Genomic DNA, 23245 nt, shown 5'->3' on the forward strand with positions numbered 1-23245 from the left:
GACTGACCAGTCACCGGGGCTGAGGTGGATAAAAACAATTACTGATTAATAAGTGAAATCGATTTATCGTATTTCAAAAATAAGCTCAACTTGTTACTAGAGGTTTCGATGTCGGTTTCCCACGCCCAACTCAAAGCCTTCCACGCCGTGGCCGTCCACGGAAGCTTTACCAAAGCCGCCGAGCGGTTGTTCCTCACGCAACCGGCCATTTCCGACCAGGTACGCAAACTCGAAGAGCGCTTCGGTGTGTTGCTGTTCCACCGCAACAAACGCTCGGTGCGCCTGACGGATCTGGGCGAGCGCTTGCTCGCCATCACGCAGCGACTGTTCGTGATTGAGGCCGAAGCGCAGGAGCTGTTGCAGGATTCCCAGGCGCTGCAAACCGGCAGCCTGATCCTCGCGGTGGATGCACCGGTGCACGTGCTGCCGCAGATCGCGCGGTTCTGCGAACGCTATCCGGGCATCAGTGTGAAGATTGAAACCGGCAACACCGATGAGTCGCTGTTTCGCCTGTTCAACTATCAGGCTGACCTCGCTTTGCTGGGGCGGGATGTCAGCGATGAACGGCTGATCTCATTGCCACTGCGCAATGACCCGATGGTGGCGTTTGTTTCACGCCATCATCCGTGGGCGGATCGCGAGTCGATCTGTCTCGCGGACCTGGATGACACGCCGTTGGTGCTGCGGGAAATCGGTTCGGTGACGCGCCAGACACTGGAAGAGGAAATGGCCCGGGCGGGGTTTCGCATTCGCCCGGCGATCCAGGTGGAAGGACGGGAAGCGGCGCGGGAGGCTGTGGTGGTCGGGATTGGCGTTGGGGTGGTGTCGGCGGCGGAATTTGGTGCTGACTCGCGGGTGTGTGCGTTGCCGATTACCGATTGCACACGGCGATTGACCGAGACACTGGTGTGCTTGCGCGAGCAGAGCTCGCGGCGGGTGGTGGCGACGTTTCTGGAGATGCTTCGCGAGAGTCTTGTTTAGGCAGGTCCGGCCCCATCGCGGGCAAGCCTTGCTCCTACGGGAGGAAACGCCATTCCTGTAGGAGCAAGGCTTGCCCGCGATGACCGCGCCTCGGTTTATCTGGAAGGTGCTAATCCAAAAAACGCCTGTATCAAGCGCAAATCCCGCCGCCGCTCCATGCACCCGATCATGTGCCGGTTCACCAGTCCTTCCCCCACAATCGGCACCGCCGCCACCCGTGGGTCATGGCTGACTTCTACCGACGACACCACGCCCACCCCCAATTCCGCCGCCACGGCCTCGGTCACCGCTTCCCGACTGTCAAGTTCCAGCAACACCCGTGGATTGACCACCGCCGCCGCGCAGGCTTCATCGAACGTGCGTCGGGTAATCGAACTCGGTTCACGCAACACCATGATCACCTGATCCAGTTCATTGAGCTTCACGCTGTTCGCCTTGGCCCAAGGATGGCTTTCAGGCACCAACGCACAAATCCGCGATTCACTCAGCGCCTGCAAATGCAGGCCTTTGCGCGGTTCAACCTCGGTCAGCACCGCCACGTCAGCATGCTCGGACAATAACGCCGTCAGGGTTTCCTGGGCATTGCCCAGCCGCAGGTTCACGGTGATGCCCGGGTAGCGCGCGCGCAGACTGGCCAACATCGGCATCACCAAGTGTGGTCCATCTGCCGCCACTTCCAGGCGCCCGGTCAGCAACTGCCGGTTCGCTTCAAGCATCACCTGCGCCTCTTCCGCCAGGCCGAACATGGCCCGAGTGATCGCGGCCAGTTTGGTGCCCTCTTCCGTCAGCTCCACTCGTCGTGCGGTACGACGCAACAAGGTGATCTGGTAATGCTCCTCCAGGGCCTTGATGTGCCCGGTCACCGCCGGCTGACTGATAAACAACCGCGTCGCAGCTCGGGTGAAGCTGCCTTCGCGGGCCACGGCGTCAAAGGCTCGAAGCTGGAACAGGTTCATGAATAACTCTCGCTGATGGTTGGCATAACAACAAACAATTTGATTGATACAACCGCAAATTGCAATTTATGTCCCGTAGCTTCATCCCATCAAATGCGAGGACACGAGAATGAGTACTGCCGAACCCATCCTGCTCACCCCCGGCCCACTGACCACATCGACCCGCACCCGTCAGGCGATGATGGTCGACTGGGGTTCATGGGATGACCGCTTCAATCAACTGACCGCCAGCCTGTGCGAGCAATTGCTGGCCATCATCAACGGCGGCGCCAGCCACCACTGCGTGCCCCTGCAAGGTAGCGGCACCTTCGCGGTCGAGGCAGCGATCGGCACGCTGGTGCCCCGCGACGGCAAAGTGCTGGTGTTGATCAACGGCGCCTACGGCAAACGCCTGGCGAAAATCTGCGAAGTGCTCGGTCGCTCTTTCAGCACTTTCGAGACCGCTGAAGACGAACCGACCACCGCTGCCGACGTCGACCGCCTGCTGCACGCCGACCCCAGCATCACGCATGTCGCACTGATTCACTGCGAAACCAGCACCGGCATCCTCAACCCGCTGCCGGAAATTGCCGACGTCATTGCCCGACACGGCAAACGCCTGATCATCGACGCCATGAGTTCGTTCGGCGCGCTGCCGGTGGATGCACAACAGGTGCCGTTCGACGCCCTGATCGCCGCGTCCGGCAAATGCCTGGAAGGCGTACCGGGCATGGGTTTCGTCTTCGCTCGCAAAGAGTCATTGGCCAACGCCGCCGGCAACTCGCACTCGCTGGCGATGGACCTGTTCGACCAGCACACCTACATGGCCAAGACCGGTCAATGGCGCTTCACTCCGCCGACCCATGTGGTCGCGGCGCTGCACGAAGCCTTGCTGCAATACAACGAAGAAGGTGGCTTGCCGGCGCGTCATCAGCGCTATGCCGACAACTGCAAAGTGCTGCTTGATGACATGGCCCAACTTGGCCTGCGCAGCTTCCTGCCCGCCGCGATTCAGGCGCCGATCATCGTCACGTTCCACGCACCGAAAGATCCGCGTTACCAGTTCAAGGAATTCTACGAACGGGTCAAGGCCAAGGGTTTCATCCTCTACCCCGGCAAATTGACTCAGGTTGAAACCTTTCGTGTCGGCTGCATCGGCCACGTCAATCAGACCGAGATGCACGCGGCCGTGGCGGCGGTTGCCGAAGCTTTGCGCGAGATGGAAGTGTTAGAGATCTAAACCACACCACCTTCCCCTGTGGGAGCGAGCCTGCTCGCGATAGCGGTCCGACATTCACCATCAATGTCAACTGACAGAGCCTCATCGCGAGCAGGCTCACTCCCACAAAAAGCTGCTCCCCATAGCCAGTTTTCACAGGAAAATAGTCACCATGAACTACGCAAACCCAACCAAACTGCAAGCCGCCATCCTCGACTGGGCCGGCACCGTCGTTGACTTCGGTTCCTTCGCACCTACCCAGATCTTTGTCGAAGCCTTCGCCGAATTCGACGTTCAGGTCTCCATCGAAGAAGCCCGAGGGCCGATGGGCATGGGCAAGTGGGACCACATCCGCACCCTGTGCGATCAGCCGAAAGTCGCCGAGCGTTATCGCGCCGTGTTCGGCCGCGCACCGACCGACGACGATGTCACCGCCATCTACAAACGCTTCATGCCGCTGCAAATCGAAAAAATTGCCGAACACTCGGCCCTGATTCCGGGAGCACTGGAGACCATCGCCAACCTGCGCCAACAAGGGATCAAGATCGGCTCGTGCTCCGGTTACCCGAAACAGGTCATGGATAAAGTGGTCGAGCTGGCCGCCACCAACGGTTACGTCGCCGACCACGTGGTCGCCACTGACGAAGTCCCCAACGGTCGTCCGTGGCCTGCTCAGGCTTTAGCGAACGTGATTGCGCTGGGCATCGACGATGTCGCCGCCTGTGTGAAGATCGACGACACCGTGCCGGGCATTCTCGAAGGTCGTCGTGCCGGCATGTGGACCGTGGCGCTGATCTGCTCGGGCAACGCGCTGGGCCTGGACTACGAAGGCTATCGCGCCCTCGGCAGCGAGAAACTGAACAGCGAACGCAAGCGTATCCACGCGATGTTCGAAAGCTCACGCCCGCACTACATGATCGACACCATCACCGACTTGCCGGAAGTGATTGCCGACATCAACAAGCGCCTGGCCAATGGTGAGATGCCGCAAAGCAGCTGATCGCGGTTCTCTGCGCATAAAAAGCGCCCGTCCCCCAAAGGAACGGGCGCTTTTTTATTGCCAATCACTTGATCCAGAGCCTTGAACACTCAAATAGCCACAGGCAAATCCACCAAATCGGATTACAGTAAAGGAACACCGTCGGACAAGAACGGTGGCTTTAGACCAGACCTGTGAGGAACACCCTATGCCATGGAAGAATTCCGAATCACGCTACAGCACCGTATCGATCACGCTGCATTGGTTGATGCTGGTCTTGCTGGCGCTGGTATACGCCAGTATCGAGTTTCGCGGGATCTTCCCTAAAGGCAGTGGCGGTCGAACGCTGATCGTCGAATCGCACTTCTTGCTGGGCCTGACTGTGTTCGTGCTGGTCTGGCTCAGGTTATTCGCCCGCAGCCTGGGGCCCGCACCGCAGATCTTCCCCGCCTCGCCTCACTGGCAAACCACACTCGCGAAGTTGATGCACTGGGCGTTGTACATTTTTATGATCGCAATGCCGATTCTCGGGTGGCTGGTGACCAGCGCCAAGGGTAATCAAGTGATGTTTTACGGCTTTGACCTCCCGATGCTGGTGGCGGAAGACAAGGACTTCGCCAAACAGCTCCAGGGCTGGCACGTGCTCGGTGGCACCATCGGCTACTGGCTGATCGGCCTGCACGCCGTGGCCGGGATCTATCACCACTATGTGGTGGGCGATAACACCTTGCTGCGGATGATGCCTAAAAGCAAATGAGCACGGTTGAACGCGTTCCTGTAATTGGATGGACTCGCCCAAGCCGAGGCGTCTTTGCGCCACGGTGGCGTAGTTATTGAAACCCCCGGCGTCCCTGCAAGCCGCCGGTGTGGATGAAGATCAAGTGTGTACCCTTTTTGAAATTTCCAGCCTCGATTTGCTGCTTGAGCATCAGCAGCGCTTTGCCGGTGTACAACGGCTCCAGTGGCATACCGCTGACTTGTTCAGTTTGATCGATGAAGTCGAGTAACGGCTGATCGACTTTGGCAAAGCCGCCACGGCTGGCGTCCAGCAGTTCATAGTTGCGCAGCGCTACCCCCGCTTCTTGCAGAATCGATTCGACGTGTTGCGCAACGCCGTGATCGTCGGGCACCGCCATCGCACCGTACACCTTGCGTTCGCCAGCCTCGGCCAGCACCAGGCCGGCCAGGGTGGTGCCGGTTCCGCAGGCCAGCCACCAGCCGTCGTAGTCGCTCCAATCCAAATGACTCAGTTGATCGTCAACCATTGCCTTCAACGGTATGCAGCCGCGCGCACCCCGTAGACCGCCGCCCCCTTCGGGTACCGGATGCAGATCGGGGTATTGCGCCTGCCAGGGTTGCCAGAAACCTGGCTCATTCCGCGCCCGGTAGCCGCCGTAACCCAACCAGTGCAATTGCATGCCGAATGCCTGCAAGTCCTTCACCGTCGGGGTTTCTTGAGGGTGACCGCGCAAAAGGCCGACGGTGCGGAAACCGAAACGTTTGCCGGCAGCAGCCAATGCGTGCAGATGATTGGAGTGCGCACCGCCCAGGCTGATGATGCCGTTGGCACCGGCGAGGTCAGCGGCGTGGAGGTGTTCGATGAGCTTGAACCACTTGTTACCGCTGATCAGCGGGTCGATCTGGTCGAGGCGCAGGGTGGCGACTTCGATACCGGCGGCGGTGAGCCAGTCGAGCTTGAGGGGTTCGAGGGGGGCCTGGGGTAGCCAGTCGTTGGGAGGGAGAAGCATCGATGCCGGCTCTGGGTAAAGAGCTGGCATCTTAGCAGCCAACCTGTGGCGAGGGGGTTGATTACAACTCAGCAGCCAACCGCGACCCTTGGTTGATCGCGCGCTTGGCATCCAGCTCCGCCGCCACGTCCGCGCCGCCAATCAAATGCACGTTCTGCCCCGCCGCCACCAACCCGTCCTGCAATTCGCGCAGCGGATCCTGCCCGGCGCAGATCACGATGTTGTCCACTGGCAGCACTTGCGGCTCGCCGGTTTCGCCGATACGAATGTGCAGGCCTTCGTCGTCAATCTTCAGGTACTCGACGCTGTTAAGCATCTGCACTTGCTTGTTCTTCAGCCCGGTACGGTGAATCCAGCCCGTGGTTTTACCCAGACCGTCGCCGACCTTGGATTTTTTGCGTTGCAGCAGGAACACGTCACGGGCCGGTGCATGCGGCACAGCCTTGATGCCCGCCACGCCACCGCGCGCTTCAAGGTGAGTATCGATGCCCCACTCCTTCCAGAACGCTTCGAGGTCTTGACTGGTGGCCACGCCCTGGTGCACCAGGAATTCCGACACGTCGAAACCGATACCGCCAGCGCCGATCACCGCGACGCGCTTGCCCACCGGTTTGCGCTCAAGGATCACGTCCAGGTAGCTCAACACCTTGGCGTTTTCCACGCCGGGAATCGCCGGGGTTCTTGGCGCAATGCCGGTGGCGAGAATGATCTCGTCGTAACCGCCCTCGACCAGTTGCGCCACGTCAACGCGGGTGTTCAGGCACACCTCAACGTTGGTGGTCTGCAATTTGCGGTTGAAATAGCGCAGGGTTTCAAAGAACTCTTCCTTGCCCGGCACGCGCTTGGCAACGTTGAACTGACCGCCGATTTCGCTGGCCGAATCAAACAGCGTCACTTGATGCCCACGCTCGGCGGCCACCGTCGCAGCGGAAAGCCCCGCAGGACCGGCACCGACCACGGCGATTTTCTTGATCTGCTGCACCGGCAAGTAGTTGAGCTCGGTTTCATGGCAAGCGCGCGGGTTGACCAGGCAACTGGTCAACTTGCCGCCGAAGGTGTGATCCAGGCACGCTTGGTTGCAGCCGATGCAGGTGTTGATTTCATCGGCACGCCCTTCAGCGGCCTTGTTGACGAAGTCCGGATCGGCGAGGAACGGCCGCGCCATCGACACCATGTCGGCATCGCCTTCGGCCAGAATTTGTTCGGCCACTTCCGGGGTGTTGATGCGGTTGGTGGTGATCAGAGGAATGCTCACCGAGCCACGCAGTTTAGCGGTGACTTTGCTGAACGCCGCTCGCGGTACTTTGGTGGCGATGGTCGGGATCCGCGCTTCGTGCCAGCCGATTCCGGTGTTGATGATGGTTGCACCGGCCTGTTCGATAGCCTTGGCCAGGGTGACGATTTCTTCCCAAGTGCTGCCACCTTCCACGAGGTCGAGCATCGACAGGCGGAAGATAATAATGAAGTTCGGCCCCACCGCTTCACGCACGCGGCGCACGATTTCTACCGGCAGGCGCATACGGTTTTCGTAGCTGCCACCCCAACGGTCGGTGCGGTGGTTGGTGTGGGTGGCGAGGAACTGGTTAATGAAATAACCTTCGGAGCCCATGATCTCGACGCCGTCATACTCGGCTTGTTGCGCCAGGGTCGAACAGGTCACGAAATCGCTGATTTGCTTCTCGATGCCTTCCTCGTCCAGTTCTTTAGGTTTGAACGGGTTGATCGGCGCCTGAATGGCGCTCGGCGCGACCTGTTTCGGGCTGTAGGCATAACGCCCGGCGTGGAGGATCTGCATGCAGATCTTGCCGCCCGCTTCATGCACCGCACGAGTCACGATCTGGTGCTTGAGTGCTTCTTCCTCGGTGGTCAGCTTGGCCGCCCCGGAATACACCCCGCCTTCATCGTTAGGGCCGATGCCGCCGGTAACCATCAGGCCAACGCCGCCACGGGCACGTTCGGCAAAGTACGCCGCCATGCGTTCGAAACCGCCGGGTTTTTCCTCAAGACCTGTGTGCATCGAACCCATCAGGGTGCGGTTGCGCAGCGTGGTAAAACCCAGGTCCAACGGGGCCAAGAGGTGCGGGTAATGAGCGGCGGCCATTTGTAACTCCACATCGAGCGATCACGGAAAAAGTGCAGGAACTCTTCGGCCCCTGTCAGTCATGTGGCACAGACTAAGAGCCGCGCCGCTGTCGCTCAATGACCGAAACTGACAAATTAATGATCGAAATGTGCAGCAACCCTTGGCAAGTGCGCGCATGGGCCCTCCTGTGCACAAAGGGTTTTCATGAGTTTTCACTTCGATTGGAATTTTTTTCACTAAGAATGGAATCAGCCAGCCATAGCCTGCCGTGTCACGGGAACGTTAAAGGCCAGCATGGGCGCCGTGTGTGAAATGTTTTATGTCGTGATGTCGTGCCATGGCTAGAGGAATTTTCGCGGTGCGGCGCTGAACAGCCGCATTCTGAAGCAAACCTCCAGCTTGGCGACACTCTTGGCCCCGCAGCTGATATCGCTCATGCATCAAGCGGCCTTGGCGAAGCTGCCGACCCGGCACTGCGCACAAAGCATCCGAAAGTTCTTACGCTGACCACCCAGCGCGTGCCGCGTGAGGCGACGCATTGGAGTGGCAGTGGTCAGAGTAGGATAAGATGCCTGCAAATCAGGCTCGCTGTGAGTAGCCCCGCATGACAGAAAACAGTCGGAACACCACCCGTCTGATCAAGAAGTACCCGAATCGCCGTCTGTATGACACGCACACCAGCAGTCATTTGACCCTTGCGGATATACGTCAATTGGTCGTCGATAGAATCCCGTTCGAGGTGGTCGACGCCAAGACTGGCGAGGATCTGACCCGAAGTATTTTGCTGCAGGTCATTCTGGAAGCCGAAAGTGGCGGTGAGCCGATATTCTCCAGTGAGATGCTGATGGGGATTATCCAGTTCTACGGTCCCTACCAGAGCGTCCTCGGCAGCTACCTGGATAAAAGCATCCAGACGGTCATCGACATCCAGTCCCAGACCGGCGCTCAGTCCTCCGAAACCTGGAGCGAGTTCATGCACCAGCAGGCACCGGTCATGCAGGATTTGATGCGCCAGTATGTCGACCAGTCAAAAGCCCTCTACCTGAACACTCAGAACCTCTTCGGCCTGTTCGGCGGCATGCCTCCAGGCAAGCCAGGTGCCGGTGGCGGGCCGAAAAAAAATGGCGATGGGGAGTAAACCCATCGCCATCAGTGTAACTGCTCTAATGTGACTTACTTGTTACCGCTTGTAGCCTTGGCACCAGGAGCGGTTTTGCCGGCTGCGGCGGTCGCTGCGTCAAAACCGCTCTGGGCAACGTCAGCAGCCTGTTTTACAGCTTTCTGTGCGCTTTCAAAAACGGTACCGGCATTCGCCAGCGACGACTTGAACGCGGCCACAACAGGCTCGGAGCCAGCCGGTGCATTCTTGCTGATCACTTCAACGAACTCTTGCACCTGCTGGGTGCCCGCCTCGACCTGACGCGAGGTCAGTTTGGCGATTTCCGAGTGAGTATCGACAATCAACGCTTGCACTTGGCGATTGAAATTAGCCAAGCGTTCGGCTTGCACATTTGGCTGGGTGAAAGAAGCCTGCAGCTCAGCGAATCCTTGTGGATCACGTACCGCAAGCAGCTTGCGAAAGCCGTCGAACTGCTCCTCGGTGGAGGTTTGCAGGGTCTTGAACTGCAACTGGCTCAGCTGTTCAACACTGGAGAAGATTTTGCCGCTGATTTGCTGCAGGAGGTCGAGATTGGCTTTCTGAGCGTCTTGCAATTTTTCCGAGTTGAAAAAAGACATGCTTGAATCTCCTGATACTGGAAGGCCGACATGGGCCTGAGGACGCGATAGCGATCCTGCCGATCATCGCGTTAGACTTGATATTGCAGTGCACAAATCATTTTGGCAATGATTTTTTTGTGCGGCGCACAAAAGACTTTCCCCTCCTGCCGATATTCGCTATAGACTCCTGACATCGAACGGACAGCCAAAGCTCTGTTTGTTAATGAGCCGCAGGCACCTGCTTCTCATGCATATCATCAGGAGATCACCATGGGCCAGGAAGACATTATTGCACCGCAACATGAAAAGCCTTCCTCACAACGCGGCCTATGGGAACACCTGAGTCACCTGCAACGCCTCAACACGCTGAACCTCCTTGATGCTTTGCGCCAGCGCCAGAAAAAAACCCTCGCGCCTCTGAAACGAGGTCAACTCAGACAACCTACACCCGCTGAATGGCAGGAATATGTCACCGACTTCGGCCAACGCTGCCTACTGTTCTGGGACACCCTGCGCCAGCGCGGCGACAATATGCTGGCCCATGAACGCGCAGGGTATCCGCTGCTGCTCAAGTTCGATCATGAAACCTTGATCGCAGGCTCTGATCTTCCACGCCCGGTCAACTTTTCACTGCTGCGAATCCTCCCCGGACCAGAGCAAACAATCGACAGCAACAGCCAGCCGGTGGTCATCATTGATCCACGCGGCGGCCATGGCTCGGGAATCGGCGGCTTCAAACAGGATTCGGTATTAGGTGAAAGCCTCAGAGCCGGCCACCCCACCTATTTCATCTCTTTCAGTCACTCGCCACAGCCTGGGCAAACCCTGGCCAATATCGTCGAAGCCCAGGCCCGGTTCATCGAAGCCGTCAGCGCCCTTCACCCGGTCAACAGCAAGCCGATCATCATCGGTAACTGCCAGGCCGGCTGGGCCTTGATGGGACTGGCGGCAACACGACCGGAACTACCGGGATTGATCATTATCAATGGCGCCCCCCTGTCATACTGGGCCGGTGTCAATGGACGCAATCCGATGCGCTATACCGGTGGCCTGCTGGGTGGTGGCTGGATGGCTCACCTTGGCAGCGACTTGGGCAATGGCCGTTTTGACGGTACCTGGCTGGTCAGCAACTTCGAAAACCTGGACCCGGCCAACACCTATTGGGGCAAGTACTACCAGTTGTTCAGCCAGGTCGACAGCGAGGCTGCGCGCTTCCTCGACTTCGAACGCTGGTGGGGCAGCCCGACCCTGCTCAATGGCGAAGAGATCGAGATGATTGTCGATGATCTTTTCATCGGCAACCAATTGTCCGGCGGTCTCGACCGCAAGAGCAGCGGTATCGACCTGAAACGGATCGAAGTACCGGTGGTGGTGTTCTGTTCCTACGGAGACAACATCACCCCTCCCCAGCAAGCATTGAACTGGATCGCCGATGTCTATCCCAGCGATCTCGCTTTGCATGAGGCAGGACGTACCATCGTCTACCTTCGGCACGCCAGCATCGGCCATTTAGGTATTTTTGTCTCCGGCCAGGTGGCGCGGCGCGAACACCGAGGGTTGCTCGGCGCGGTCGAAGCCATCAATGCGCTGCCGGCGGGGCTGTATGAAATGCTGATTGACGATCTGCCGCCCCCTTCAGGCAGCAGTGACGTGCAATATCGAGTGCGTTTCGAATCAAGGCTAATTGCCGATATCCATGATGACATCGAACCGGCCCGTGATGACGATCGCGAATTCTCTCTGGTAGAGCGCGCCTCTGAAATCAACAGCGAGTTTTACGACGGATTGATACGTCCGTGGCTACGTCAGATAGTCAACGAGCCCATTGCCGAATTGATGCGCAGGACGCACCCCTTCCACCAGCAGCAATTGCTATGGAGTAGCCTGAATCCGGCGCTGTGGTGGTTAGCCGGGACCAAATCAAAAGTCAGCAGTGATCGTCGTCCCGCACGCAAAGACAACCCGTTGCTGGCCTGGCAGGAGCTGTTCTCCAACCAGATGCAAGACACCCTGAATGCGTACCGCGATGCGCGTGACGCCACTCAAGAAATATGTTTTTACGGTATTTACGGCGCACTGAGCGCCCTCACCAGCAACAAGCCTGCGCGAAATCTCCAGGCACATGCCGACCAGCAGGACCAGGCCCTGATCGAACGCCTGCAGGATTCGCTGCCCCATGGTGGCCCCTTGGAAGCGTTGGTGCGGATTCTGTTTTTGCTGGGCCGCGACAGCGACAAGGCGGGCAAGGAAAGCATCGAAAAATTGATCCAGCAGGTGCATCTGCTGGTCCAGGACTCCAGCAATGAGCCCACGGCGCTGCGCGAAGCCATCCGATTGCAGAACCTGCTGGTTTTTGCCTACCCGCAAGAAAGCCTGCGCAGCCTGCCTTTGTTGCTACCAGAGGCAAAGGAACGCCACCAGGTCCTGACAGCCGTTGGGCAATTGATGCCTGAACTGCTAGCGACCGTTGGAGCTGAAGGCGAATTCTGGCGTGAACTGCACGCGTTGCTCGAAGTCCCCCTGCCGGGCTTCAGCCTGACCCAACCACCCAGTGAAACAGTTGTCATCCCGCAGGAGACCCCTTTGGAGCCATCTCCGCTTGCAGTAACGCTGTCGCCGCAGATCACACCACTGCCCGCTCCCGCCATCGTAGTTAAAGCCCCGAAGCGCAAAGCGAGCAAAGGGACAACAGGCCCCAAGCCTCAATGACCCTTCACAAGGGATTAGCGGTGCATCCGTTCGGCGTAGTCGTTGGCGAAGCCTGCGATCTTATAATCTCTGCGCAGACCGACGAGGTTCATGGTTCGGACCGGCGCGACTTCCTTGTGCACAGGCAACAACTCGCGGGCTCGATATTGACCGGGGGTCATACCGAACCAACGGGTGCATGCCTTATGGAAGCTGCTGTGATCATGAAAGCCGAGCAGGTGAGTCACATGCTTCAGGTTGAAATGAGAATGGCGCAAATAGAAGTCGGCCATCTGCCGGCGCACATCGTTCAGGACATCCTTGAATTGCGTGCCGTCCTTCTCAAGGCCTCGTTGAAGCGTTCGCTTGCTGATGTTCAGTGCTGCCGCAATCGATTCCATATCACATTGCCCTTGGCCTTGTCCCTGGCTCAAGCGCTCGGTAACCAGCGCGCGAATCCTGCCAACAATGGAGTAACCGGACAACAGGTCCAATTGAGCCATGGCAAAACTGTCATGGAGCGTGGCCAATGCCTCGTTGGCCATACTCAACGGACTCAGAAGCTCCTGGCCATCGAACAAGATGCTGTCATATGCCGCCCCGAAACTCAGCGGACAGCCAAAAAGTCGCTGATGCTCCGACGTGTCTTCAGGTTCGGGATAAGTGAACTCCACACTCAACGGTTGCGGTGACTTGCCACCTGTCAGCCAACGGCAGAAACCCAGCAGCGAAGCCAAGGCTGCATCCGTGTATTGCCGGGGCTTGACCGAGCCATGTTGCTGATGATCGAGACTGGCCAATCGGTAATGCTGCTGCTCCTGGACAAGGAAAAGGCTGAATCCGGTACCGATCAACGGGCTGAAACGAACCAGACGTTCAAGCGCCCTTTTCAGATTCGAACTGGACATCATCGTGTAGCCCACGATCTGAAAACTACTGGGATGGAATTCCCCGTAGGCTTTCAAACCGATATTCGGATCATCCGAAGCCTGAGCAGCCAGATCCCAAAGACGATAGATAACGCTTCGCTCGCAGAATGCTCCTGGTTTATTCACGAACTCGACATCAAGTCCCACCTCTTGGCACAGACCGGCAAGATCCAGTCCTTGGGCCAAAAACGTATTCGCCAGCATGCTGGCATAACCTGAACTCATTCTATACATGGCGTCCTCAATGACCAGTGGAACCGAACGTCCTGTCCGGAGCCGATACTGACATGCGTTGAACATATTTCAACTGTGTTGCAGAAATATTAACTATCCATTCAGTTTCAAGTATTGATCCCAGTATAGGTATTCCTCATTTTTTGCCAGCGGGTACCTCCCCCGCGTGGCACCGAAGGACAGGAGAACGTCACCTTCAAACACTTCCGCACGGCCCGTAGATAACCAACAATCTTCTCTCCTGCAGCGCAAAAAAAATGGAGTAGAAGTATGGAGTCGCGTAGTCGTATTGCTGTGGTAACGGGTGGTATGGGCGGCATTGGTACGGCAATCAGCCAACGTCTATACAAGGAAGGATTCAAGGTAATCGTCGGCTGCAGCTCTGATTCCAGCCGCAAGAACGACTGGATTGCCAGCCAGCTGGAAGCGGGTTATCAGTTCGAATGCATCTATGGCGACGTCACCGATTGGGAGACCACCCGCAAGGCTTTCGAGATGGCTCGTGAACAATTCGGCCCAATCGATGTGCTGGTCAACAACGCCGGCATCACTCGCGACGCCTCTTTTCGCAAGCTCACCCCGGAAGACTGGAACAGCGTGATCGGGACTAACCTGACGGGCTTGTTCAACACTACCAAGCAAGTCATTGAAGGCATGTTGGCCAAGGGTTGGGGGCGGATCATCAATATCTCCTCGATCAACGGTCAGCGTGGCCAGTTCGGTCAGACCAACTACTCCGCCGCCAAGGCTGGCATTCATGGTTTCACCATGGCACTGGCCCGGGAAGTCTCCGGCAAGGGCGTGACCGTCAATACCGTATCCCCAGGCTACATCCAGACCTCCATGACCGCGGCAATTCGCCCGGACATTCTCGAAGGCATGATCGCTGCAACTCCGGTTGGTCGCCTTGGCCAACCCGAAGAGATCGCCTCAATCGTGGCCTGGCTGGCTTCCGATGAGTCCGCCTACAGCACCGGTGCCGATTTCTCGGTAAACGGCGGCATGAACATGCAATAACCCCGATCAGGGCAGGAATGCCCTGGTTTGCTCGACGAATTTTGTCTTTTCGATGAGGTCACGCATGAACGAAGTCGTAATCGTTGCCGCTACTCGTACCGCCATTGGCAGTTTCCAGGGTGCTTTGTCTGCAATTCCCGCGACCGAACTGGGTGCCGCAGTGATTCGCCGCTTGCTGGAGCAGACGGGTATCGATGCTGCTCAGATTGATGAAGTGATACTCGGCCAGGTACTCACTGCCGGCGCTGGGCAAAACCCGGCACGCCAGACAGCGATCAAGGCTGGCTTGCCACACACCACGCCTGCCCTGACCTTGAACAAGGTCTGCGGCTCCGGTCTCAAGGCGGTCCATCTCGCCGTCCAGGCAATCCGTTGTGGCGACGCGGAACTGGTAATCGCTGGCGGTCAGGAAAATATGAGTCTGGCGCCCTATGTTCTGCCCAAGGCACGCACCGGCCTGCGTATGGGCCATGCGCAACTGCAGGACAGCATGATCCAGGATGGCCTGTGGGACGCCTTCAACGACTATCACATGGGTATCACCGCCGAGAATCTGGCGCAGAAGTACGAGATCTCTCGTGAAGCACAGGATACCTTCGCTGCCGCCTCACAACAGAAGGCCGCCGCAGCCATTGAGGGCGGGCGTTTCCAGAGCGAAATCACCCCGATCCTGATTCCTCAGCGCAAGGGCGAACCGCTGGTCTTCGACACCGACGAACAGCCGCGTATCGACAGCACTGCGCAAGCGTTGGCGAAACTCAAACCGGCATTCCAGAAGGACGGCAGCGTGACCGCCGGCAACGCTTCGACCCTCAACGATGGTGCGGCCGGGCTGTTGCTGGCCAGCGCCGCTAAAGCACAAGCGTTGGGCCTTCCGGTACTGGCACGGATCAAAGCCTATGCCAGCGCCGGCGTGGACCCGTCGATCATGGGCATCGGCCCAGTCCCGGCTACACGTCTGACTCTGCAAAAGGCCGGCTGGAGTGTCGAGGACCTGGACCTGATCGAAGCCAATGAAGCCTTCGCCGCCCAGTCGCTGGCGGTTGGTAAAGAGTTGGGTTGGGACACCAGCAAGGTCAACGTCAACGGCGGCGCGATCGCCCTTGGCCATCCGATCGGCGCGTCGGGGGCACGGATTCTGGTGTCGCTGGTGCACGAACTGATCCGTCGCGACGGCAAGAAGGGATTGGCCACTTTGTGCATCGGCGGCGGACAAGGCGTCGGCCTGGCTATCGAGCGCTAACCAACGACATCTGAGTAGCCCATGCGCGGACTTGGGATCCTTGTTCCGCGCATCAGATTGGCGTCAAACAACGCTGCCCGCATTCCTGCCGTCGCTACGCCGGAGTCCGGCAAAGCGCGGCTTTTTTTCTGCCCGGCTCATCTGTATGGGCAAGGAACTTTATGGACAATAACGCGCATACATTCAAAACCTATTGGTCAGGCCAGGTTCCGTTCATCGCTTCCTTTGCAGTGCAACAATTACGCCTATGGGTCAGCACTAATCCGTGGTTTTCCGGGCATGAGCACGGCACCTGGTTCGAGTTGCCTCGCGAAACCCTGGACAGCCTTCAAGCGGACTACCAGGTTCAATGGGGCCAACTCGGCCAAAAACTGCTGACCGGCCAACCCTTCAGCTTCGATGATCGACGCTTCTCCAGCGGCAACTGGAGCGAGCCACTGTTCGGCTCCCTCGCTGCGTTTTACCTGCTCAACGCAAGCTTTCTCCTGAAACTGCTCGACAAGCTGCTGATCGACGAAAAAAAACCGCGCCAACGCCTGCGCTATCTGGTGGAGCAAGCCATTGCCGCCAGTGCGCCAAGCAATTTCCTGGTCAGTAACCCTGATGCGCTCCAGCGTGCGGTCGAGACTCAAGGTGCCAGCCTGCTAACAGGTATGCAGCATCTGGCCAGCGACATGAACGAAGGCAAAATGCGCCAGTGTGATAGCGGCGCCTTCAAGGTTGGCGTCGATCTGGCCAACACCCCCGGCGAAATCGTCTTTGAGAATCACCTATTCCAGCTAATTCAGTACTACCCGCAAAGCGAAACCCAGTACCGACACCCGGTATTCGTCGTACCTCCGTCGATCAACAAGTACTACATCCTTGATCTGCGCCCGGACAACTCGATGGTCCGCCACCTGCTGGAACAGGGACATCCCGTATTCCTGATGTCCTGGCGCAACTTTGACGAGGAACACGCTGGCACCACCTGGGATGACCTGATTGAGCACGGGGTTATCGACGCCTTGCAGGTGACCCGCGATATCAGTGGCGAGCAGCGACTCAATTGCGTGGGCTTCTGCATCGGCGGCACCCTGCTGAGCACGGCGCTGGCAGTACTTGCTGCACGCGGCGACAGGGAGATCGCCAGCGTGAGCCTGTTCACCACGTTCCTTGACTACCTGGATACCGGTCCCATCGACATATTCGTCGACGAAGAACTGGTGGCCTATCGAGAGCGCACCATCGGCGGCATGAATGGTCCCATCGGTCTGTTTCGTGGTGAGGACATGGGCAATACCTTTTCCCTACTGCGCCCCAACGAGCTGTGGTGGAACTACAACGTCGACAAATACCTCAAGGGGCAGAAGCCGATCCCGCTTGATCTGCTGTTCTGGAACAACGACAGCACCAACCTTCCGGGGCCGATGTACTGCTGGTATCTGCGCCACACCTATCTGCAGAACGATTTGAAATCAGGCGAGCTGGAGTGCTGTGGGGTCAAGCTGGATTTGCGTGCAATTGACGCTCCCGCTTACATCCTCGCCACCCATGATGATCACATCGTGCCTTGGAAAAGCGCCTACGCCAGCACCAACCTGCTCTCCGGGGCCAAGCGTTTTGTATTAGGAGCTTCAGGGCATATCGCCGGCGTCATCAATCCACCGGCCAAGCAGAAGCGCCATTACTGGACCAATAATCGGGTCACGAAAAACCCGGAGACCTGGTTCAAGAATGCTGAGCAGCAACCCGGTAGCTGGTGGAGTGATTGGTTCAACTGGCTGGAGGGACACTCCGGCGAGCGCCAACCAGCGGTTGCGCACATAGGGAATGACAAATTCCCGCCTCTGGAGCCGGCGCCTGGCAGTTATGTAAAGCAATGAAAGACTGAAATACCCTGCTGCATGACTGCATGCAGCAGGTCTACTGCGGCTCATATGATCGGCACGCTGCAAAGTTTATCCACTATTGCTGCTGCAAAATCAGCAGTCCGCCCTGGGTCAGTTTTCAATCAGCGCCAACTTCTTATTACGTGTGACCCGCCCCACCCCTACCAATAAACAGCCGACCGGTAGGCCCAACCGACGGCACATCATTTGTTTGGGTACAAGGAGAGACGACCCATGAGCACCCCGTTCCGTATCAACGAAGCACTTTTGATTGCCGGCCACGCATTCGAACCTTTTCAATGCGTCGCCTGGGCTCCGCAAGACGGTAATGGCGAACTGAGCCTGACCGTCATCGACCAGGCCAACACTCGTATTTGTCGCAAACAGATTCCAAGCAGTGCCTATTCCGACCCGGTGCAGCTGGAAAGCCTGCTGGAAGAGGTGCGCGCCGAGTTGAGCCAGGAGGGCTACAAGCTACAATCCTGGACAATGCCAGAGTAAGCATTCTCGCGGATCGCTACCTGTGATCCGCCTAATACTCCACTCTCAAGATGAAGATCAAGGATTGATGCCAGGAAAGTCGGCGCCCTTAATCACACATTTTGTTACCGCATACCCCAGCGGGGTGTAAAAAACCTGCGTTGGTAACAGCCGCGCAGGCTGCCTCCCCCCTGCGCTCACCTGCCTGCCAAGCCCATCCCAGAGCGCTGTACGCGCTTTCTCAAACGCCCAATCGGCGAATTGGCCGGGTGATTGCATATGCTTGTCTGTACAAGTATCTGCGTGTGCATAAGACATTTACCACGCAGTACACGCGCTCTTGCGGCACAAGCGCTTTCGATGGTCCTTGGGAATAAAATAATGAAAAAAGCATTTCTCACCCTTTCTGCATTGGCTTTGTGTGTGGCTGCCGGTTCTGCGCTGGCCAAGGAGTACAAGGAGTTGCGTTTTGGCGTCGACCCCTCTTATGCGCCGTTCGAATCCAAGGCCGCCGATGGCAGCCTGGTGGGCTTCGATATCGACTTGGGCAACGCGATCTGCGCTGAGCTGAAGGTCAAGTGCAAATGGGTCGAAAGTGACTTCGACGGCATGATTCCCGGCCTCAAGGCCAACAAGTTCGACGGCGTGATTTCTTCCATGACCGCCACGCCAGCGCGTGAGAAAGTCATCGATTTCTCGAGCGAGCTGTTCTCTGGCCCGACCGCGCTGGTATTCAAGAAAGGCGCGGCCATCGGCGCCGATCCGGCCTCCCTCAAGGGCAAGAAAGTCGGCTACGAACAAGGCACCATCCAGGAAGCCTACGCCAAGGCCGTGCTGGACAAAGCCGGGGTAGAGACCCAGGCCTACGCCAACCAGGACCAGGTGTACGCTGACCTGATCTCCGGTCGTCTCGACGCTGGGATCCAGGACATGCTGCAAGCCGAACTGGGCTTCCTGAAGTCGCCACCAGGCGCCGACTTCCAAGTCAGCGAGCCGGTCGAAAGCCCGCTACTGCCAGCCAAAACCGCCGTGGGTCTCACCAAAGGCAACGCCGAGCTCCAGGCCTTACTGAATAAAGGTATCAAGGCGCTGCACGACAATGGCACCTACGCGGCCGTCCAGCAGAAGCACTTTGGCGATCTGAATCTCTACAGCGGCAAATAATGACCCTGCGCCCATTTCCGGATGGGCACTTTATTGATTGACGTAGGGCTGCTCAATGCTAGAAAACCTATTGCAGATTCTTGGGCTGTCAGGCTTTAGCCTGAAGGGCTTCGGCCCGCTGTTGCTGCAAGGCTCGTGGATGACTGTCAAATTATCCTTTCTGTGCTTGCTGGTGAGCGTTGGCCTGGGCCTGATCGGCGCCAGCGCCAAGCTTTCGAAATCGGCACTGCTGCGCGTCCCTGCGCAGGCCTACACCACGCTGATTCGCGGCGTGCCGGACCTGGTGCTGATGCTGTTGATCTTCTACAGCCTGCAAACCTGGCTGACGTCGTTCACCGACTTCATGGAATGGGAATACATCGAGATCAACCCGTTCAGCGCCGGGGTCATCACCCTGGGCTTCATCTACGGGGCGTATTTCACCGAAACCTTCCGTGGCGCGATCCTCGCCGTACCGCGAGGGCAGATGGAAGCGGCTACCGCCTACGGCCTGACCCGAGCTCAGCGCTTTCGCATCGTGGTGTTCCCGCAAATGATGCGTTTTGCCCTGCCGGGCATCGGTAATAACTGGATGGTGATTCTCAAGGCCACCGCACTGGTGTCGATCATTGGCCTGGCCGATCTGGTCAAGGTGGCCCAGGACGCGGGCAAGAGCTCCTATCAGCTGTTCTTCTTCCTGATTCTGGCCGCCTTGATCTATCTGGTGATAACCACCGTTTCGAACTACGTCTTGCGCCGGATGGAAATCTTCTACGCCGCAGGCACCCGGGAGGCCGTGCGATGATCGAGCTACTGCAGGAATACTGGAAACCTTTCCTGTACCAGGACGGCAATCACATCACCGGGCTGGCCATGACCCTCTGGTTGCTCAGTGCCTCGATCTTCTTCGGCTTCGTGATGTCGATCCCGCTGTCGATTGCCCGGGTCTCGACCAATGTCTGGGTGCGCTGGCCGGTGCAGTTCTACACCTATCTGTTTCGGGGTACGCCTCTCTATATTCAGCTGCTGATTTGTTACACCGGAATTTACAGCCTGGCCGCCGTGCGCGCTCAGCCAGTACTGGATGCGTTCTTTCGCGATGCGATGAACTGCACCATCCTGGCCTTCGCCCTGAACACCTGCGCCTACACCACGGAGATCTTCGCCGGGGCCATTCGCAGCATGAACCACGGTGAAGTCGAAGCGGCCAAAGCCTACGGCCTGACCGGCTGGAAGCTGTACACCTACGTGATCATGCCGTCCGCCCTGCGTCGCTCGCTGCCTTACTACAGCAACGAAGTGATTCTGATGCTGCACTCGACCACCGTGGCCTTCACCGCGACCATCCCGGACATCCTGAAAGTCGCGCGAGACGCCAACTCGGCAACCTTCCTGACCTTCCAGTCGTTCGGCATCGCCGCGTTGATCTACCTGGCAGTCACTTTCTCTCTGGTCGGTCTGTTCCGCCTGGCCGAACGTCGTTGGTTGTCTTTCCTCGGCCCGGCTCACTAATTCAGGATGCTTGCTCATGTACAAACTGACCGTTGAAAACCTGCACAAAAGTTACGGTAACCATGAAGTCCTCAAGGGCGTTTCGCTAAACGCCAAGACCGGCGATGTGATCAGCCTGATTGGCGCCAGTGGTTCGGGCAAGAGCACCTTTCTGCGTTGCATCAACTTCCTGGAAACGCCCAACGATGGCGCCATGAGCCTGGACAACCAGCCGATTCAAATGGTCCATGATCGCCACGGCATGCGCGTGGCCGACGCCAATGAACTGCAACGCATCCGCACTCGCCTGGCGATGGTGTTCCAGCACTTCAACCTGTGGAGCCACATGACCGTGCTGGAAAACATCACCATGGCCCCACGCCGGGTGCTGGGCGTCAGCAAGAAGGACGCAGAGGATCGCGCCCGGCGCTACTTGGACAAGGTCGGTTTGCCGGCACGGGTCGCCGATCAGTACCCGGCGTTTCTCTCGGGTGGTCAGCAGCAACGGGTCGCCATTGCCCGTGCCCTGAGCATGGAACCGGAGATCATGCTGTTCGACGAGCCGACTTCGGCCCTGGACCCGGAACTGGTGGGCGAAGTACTCAAGGTAATCCAGGGCTTGGCCGAAGAAGGCCGCACCATGATCATGGTGACCCACGAAATGAGCTTTGCGCGCAAAGTGTCGAACCAGGTGCTATTCCTGCACCAGGGGCGGGTCGAAGAGCAGGGCGCGCCCGAGGACGTATTGGGCAACCCCAAAAGTGAGCGCCTGCAGCAGTTCCTCAGCGGCAACCTGAAGTAACAAGAGCGCCTTTGAGCGACCGCTGGGTCGCTCAAAGGCGCTGGCTCAACCCTCAAAACGCCCACGCTCTACCTGAGCAATCAGTGTTGCCAGCATCCCTGTGATGCCGTAGCCGCTGACGAGCCGAGCAAAACCCTGTTTTAGATGCGTCCAGCATGTTTTCACAACCCATCACGAAGCTAGATGCTGTTGGCAGAATTAACGGGCAAAAAAAACCGAAGCCTTTACCAGGCTTCGGCTGTTGGTCTCGGTCTATTTTCGACGCTGTGATCTCAAGGATTCGAAGGTGCCTGGGAATTACCCGCCCCCCCTTCCAGTGGACTTTGATTGACCAACGGTTGCACCTTCGGCGAGCGCAACGTCCATAGCAGGTAAACCCCTACCAGTCCGGCTGCCGACAGCGACAACATCCCCGCCCGTGGATCGGTGAACCAGACTTCCATATTGGCCTTGAGCATTGGCGCGACGAAGCCGCCGATGTTGCCCATGGAGCCAATCAGGGCTATACCACCTGCCGCGGCGACCCCGCCGAGGTAGCCGGTCGGCAGCGTCCAGAACAGCGGTTGAACAGTCACGAAACCAGCCGCTGCAAAACAGAAAGCCAGCAGTACCGGGGCAAAGCTGTTGAGCAACGCCGAAGCAGCAATACCAAGGGCCGCCATGCCGAGCATGCACATAGCCATCTTCAGGTGCGCCCCATGTCGGTCGGCATAACGCGTCACAAAGTACATGGCGATGGCTGCACACAGCCACGGCAGCGAGATGAACATGCCAACTTCGAGGCCGACCTTGGTCCCCAGAAGCTCTGCAATCCGGGTTGGCAGATAAAAGATGACCCCGTACACACTGACCTGAACGCTGAAGTAGATCAGGATGAACTTCAGCACTCGCTTGTTGCGGACCAGGTCCAGCAGGCTGTTCGGTCCATGGGCCAGCTTGAGCTTATCTTCAGCCTTGAGTTCCTGACTCAGCGCGGCTTTCTCCTCTGCTGTAAGCCAGTTGGCATCCTGTGGCTTACTCTTGAGGTAGAACAGCGCAATGATCCCCACGACGACAGCCGCCAGGCCTTCCACCAGGAACATCCACTGCCAGTTGGTCAGGTTGAACATGCCATGCATTTCCAACAACCAACCCGACAGCGGACTGCCCAGCATCAGGGCCATTGGCAAGCCAAAATAGTAGATGCCGATGGCCTGGCCGCGACGCTGGGCCGGAAACCAGTAGGTCAGGTACAGGATGACACCCGGGGAAAACCCGGCTTCGGCCACGCCGAGGAGAAAACGCAGTACGTAAAACGTTGTTTCATCCCGGGTGAACATCATGGCGGCGGACACCAGCCCCCAGGTGATCATGATTCGGCTGAGCCAGACTCTCGCGCCGACCCGGTGCAACATCAGGTTGCTGGGGACTTCGAAGATCGCATAACCGATAAAGAAAATACCCGCGCCCAAGGCGAAGGCTGCATTGCTCAAGCCGATATCGGTTTGCAGTGCCGCCTTGGCGAAACCCACGTTGGAGCGATCAATCATTGCCAGGGCGAACATCAATGCCAGGAAAGGCAACAGCTTCCATCTGCATTTGGCGATGGCGCTCTCGATGGCTGCCGCGTGATCCGGTCTTTTTGTATTTTTGGTCATCATTTGGGGGCCTTATTATTATTGTCCAGCGACCACTGTTTTTATC

General features: G+C 58.0%; 20 protein-coding genes and 1 pseudogene. 15 read left to right on the plus strand and 6 right to left on the minus strand.

The window, feature by feature from the left end:
- Window positions 1-108 precede the first annotated feature (108 nt).
- Window positions 109-981, plus strand: coding sequence for a LysR family transcriptional regulator (locus KGB06_RS15640; protein ID WP_223517218.1), 873 nt, complete (start codon window positions 109-111; stop codon window positions 979-981).
- Between the two features lie 95 nt (window positions 982-1076).
- On the opposite strand, the gene KGB06_RS15645 is transcribed toward KGB06_RS15640, so the two are convergent.
- Window positions 1077-1937 carry a LysR substrate-binding domain-containing protein gene (locus KGB06_RS15645; RefSeq protein WP_223517220.1) on the minus strand — a complete coding sequence of 287 codons (861 nt, stop codon included), beginning with the start codon at window positions 1935-1937 and terminating at the stop codon, window positions 1077-1079.
- A 109-nt stretch (window positions 1938-2046) separates the two neighbouring features.
- On the opposite strand from KGB06_RS15645, the gene KGB06_RS15650 reads away from it, so the two are divergent.
- The 3 genes from KGB06_RS15650 to KGB06_RS15660 all read left to right on the plus strand — a co-directional run bounded on the left by KGB06_RS15650 (window position 2047) and on the right by KGB06_RS15660 (window position 4871).
- Window positions 2047-3156, plus strand: coding sequence for a 2-aminoethylphosphonate--pyruvate transaminase (locus KGB06_RS15650; protein ID WP_223517222.1), 1110 nt, complete (start codon window positions 2047-2049; stop codon window positions 3154-3156).
- Window positions 3157-3307: 151 nt separating this feature from the next.
- Window positions 3308-4135, plus strand: a complete 828-nt coding sequence (gene phnX, locus KGB06_RS15655) for a phosphonoacetaldehyde hydrolase (RefSeq protein ID WP_223517224.1) — start codon at window positions 3308-3310, stop codon at window positions 4133-4135.
- A gap of 187 nt (window positions 4136-4322) precedes the next feature.
- Window positions 4323-4871, plus strand: coding sequence for a cytochrome b (locus KGB06_RS15660; protein WP_223517226.1), 549 nt, complete (start codon window positions 4323-4325; stop codon window positions 4869-4871).
- Window positions 4872-4944: 73 nt separating this feature from the next.
- Here the strand turns inward: KGB06_RS15660 and KGB06_RS15665 are convergent, their stop codons facing one another.
- Together KGB06_RS15665 and KGB06_RS15670 are read right to left on the minus strand one after the other, a co-directional pair.
- Window positions 4945-5862: a 1-aminocyclopropane-1-carboxylate deaminase/D-cysteine desulfhydrase gene (locus KGB06_RS15665; RefSeq protein WP_223517228.1), complete on the minus strand. Its 918-nt coding sequence runs from the start codon at window positions 5860-5862 to the stop codon at window positions 4945-4947.
- A gap of 61 nt (window positions 5863-5923) precedes the next feature.
- Window positions 5924-7963, minus strand: coding sequence for an NADPH-dependent 2,4-dienoyl-CoA reductase (locus KGB06_RS15670; protein WP_223517229.1), 2040 nt, complete (start codon window positions 7961-7963; stop codon window positions 5924-5926).
- A 404-nt stretch (window positions 7964-8367) separates the two neighbouring features.
- Here KGB06_RS15670 and KGB06_RS30110 point away from each other — a divergent pair.
- Both KGB06_RS30110 and phaR read left to right on the plus strand, forming a co-directional pair.
- A pseudogene (locus tag KGB06_RS30110) lies at window positions 8368-8490 on the plus strand (IS630 family transposase); the annotation flags it as partial.
- A gap of 59 nt (window positions 8491-8549) precedes the next feature.
- Entirely contained in the window at window positions 8550-9083 is a 534-nt protein-coding gene (phaR, locus tag KGB06_RS15675) for a polyhydroxyalkanoate synthesis repressor PhaR (RefSeq protein ID WP_223517231.1), read from the plus strand.
- A 35-nt stretch (window positions 9084-9118) separates the two neighbouring features.
- Here phaR and phaP read toward each other — a convergent pair whose 3' ends face one another.
- Window positions 9119-9682, minus strand: coding sequence for a TIGR01841 family phasin (gene phaP / locus KGB06_RS15680; RefSeq protein WP_223517241.1), 564 nt, complete (start codon window positions 9680-9682; stop codon window positions 9119-9121).
- A gap of 252 nt (window positions 9683-9934) precedes the next feature.
- Between phaP and KGB06_RS15685 the strand changes: the two genes are divergently transcribed.
- Window positions 9935-12373, plus strand: coding sequence for a DUF3141 domain-containing protein (locus tag KGB06_RS15685; RefSeq protein WP_223517250.1), 2439 nt, complete (start codon window positions 9935-9937; stop codon window positions 12371-12373).
- Between the two features lie 14 nt (window positions 12374-12387).
- On the opposite strand, the gene KGB06_RS15690 is transcribed toward KGB06_RS15685, so the two are convergent.
- A complete protein-coding gene (locus KGB06_RS15690) occupies window positions 12388-13515 on the minus strand; it encodes an AraC family transcriptional regulator (RefSeq protein ID WP_317849409.1) in 1128 nt (375 codons plus the stop codon).
- A 270-nt stretch (window positions 13516-13785) separates the two neighbouring features.
- Between KGB06_RS15690 and phbB the strand changes: the two genes are divergently transcribed.
- The 8 genes from phbB to KGB06_RS15730 all read left to right on the plus strand — a co-directional run bounded on the left by phbB (window position 13786) and on the right by KGB06_RS15730 (window position 21562).
- A complete protein-coding gene (gene phbB / locus KGB06_RS15695; protein ID WP_223517254.1) occupies window positions 13786-14532 on the plus strand; it encodes an acetoacetyl-CoA reductase in 747 nt (248 codons plus the stop codon).
- Window positions 14533-14596: 64 nt separating this feature from the next.
- Window positions 14597-15775 carry an acetyl-CoA C-acetyltransferase gene (locus tag KGB06_RS15700; protein ID WP_223517256.1) on the plus strand — a complete coding sequence of 393 codons (1179 nt, stop codon included), beginning with the start codon at window positions 14597-14599 and terminating at the stop codon, window positions 15773-15775.
- A 161-nt stretch (window positions 15776-15936) separates the two neighbouring features.
- Window positions 15937-17640, plus strand: a complete 1704-nt coding sequence (gene phaC / locus KGB06_RS15705; RefSeq protein WP_223517258.1) for a class I poly(R)-hydroxyalkanoic acid synthase — start codon at window positions 15937-15939, stop codon at window positions 17638-17640.
- A gap of 240 nt (window positions 17641-17880) precedes the next feature.
- Window positions 17881-18147 carry a hypothetical protein gene (locus KGB06_RS15710; RefSeq protein WP_223517260.1) on the plus strand — a complete coding sequence of 89 codons (267 nt, stop codon included), beginning with the start codon at window positions 17881-17883 and terminating at the stop codon, window positions 18145-18147.
- 360 nt (window positions 18148-18507) lie between these two features.
- On the plus strand, window positions 18508-19290 hold the full coding sequence (locus tag KGB06_RS15715) for a transporter substrate-binding domain-containing protein (RefSeq protein ID WP_223517262.1): 783 nt from the start codon (window positions 18508-18510) through the stop codon (window positions 19288-19290).
- A 55-nt stretch (window positions 19291-19345) separates the two neighbouring features.
- Complete coding sequence (locus tag KGB06_RS15720; protein WP_223517264.1) at window positions 19346-20074, plus strand: ABC transporter permease; 729 nt, start codon at window positions 19346-19348, stop codon at window positions 20072-20074.
- Window positions 20071-20781, plus strand: coding sequence for an ABC transporter permease (locus KGB06_RS15725; protein ID WP_223517266.1), 711 nt, complete (start codon window positions 20071-20073; stop codon window positions 20779-20781). Before KGB06_RS15720 ends, KGB06_RS15725 begins: the two co-directional genes overlap by 4 nt.
- Before the next feature lie 16 nt (window positions 20782-20797).
- The gene (locus KGB06_RS15730; protein ID WP_046031503.1) at window positions 20798-21562 is read left to right on the plus strand and encodes an ABC transporter ATP-binding protein; all 765 of its coding nucleotides are present in this window, start codon (window positions 20798-20800) and stop codon (window positions 21560-21562) included.
- 272 nt (window positions 21563-21834) lie between these two features.
- Here the strand turns inward: KGB06_RS15730 and KGB06_RS15735 are convergent, their stop codons facing one another.
- Window positions 21835-23202, minus strand: coding sequence for an MFS transporter (locus KGB06_RS15735; protein WP_223517267.1), 1368 nt, complete (start codon window positions 23200-23202; stop codon window positions 21835-21837).
- Window positions 23203-23245: the final 43 nt, after the last annotated feature.

The organism is Pseudomonas sp. GL-B-19, assembly GCF_019956415.1.
Lineage (GTDB): Bacteria > Pseudomonadota > Gammaproteobacteria > Pseudomonadales > Pseudomonadaceae > Aquipseudomonas.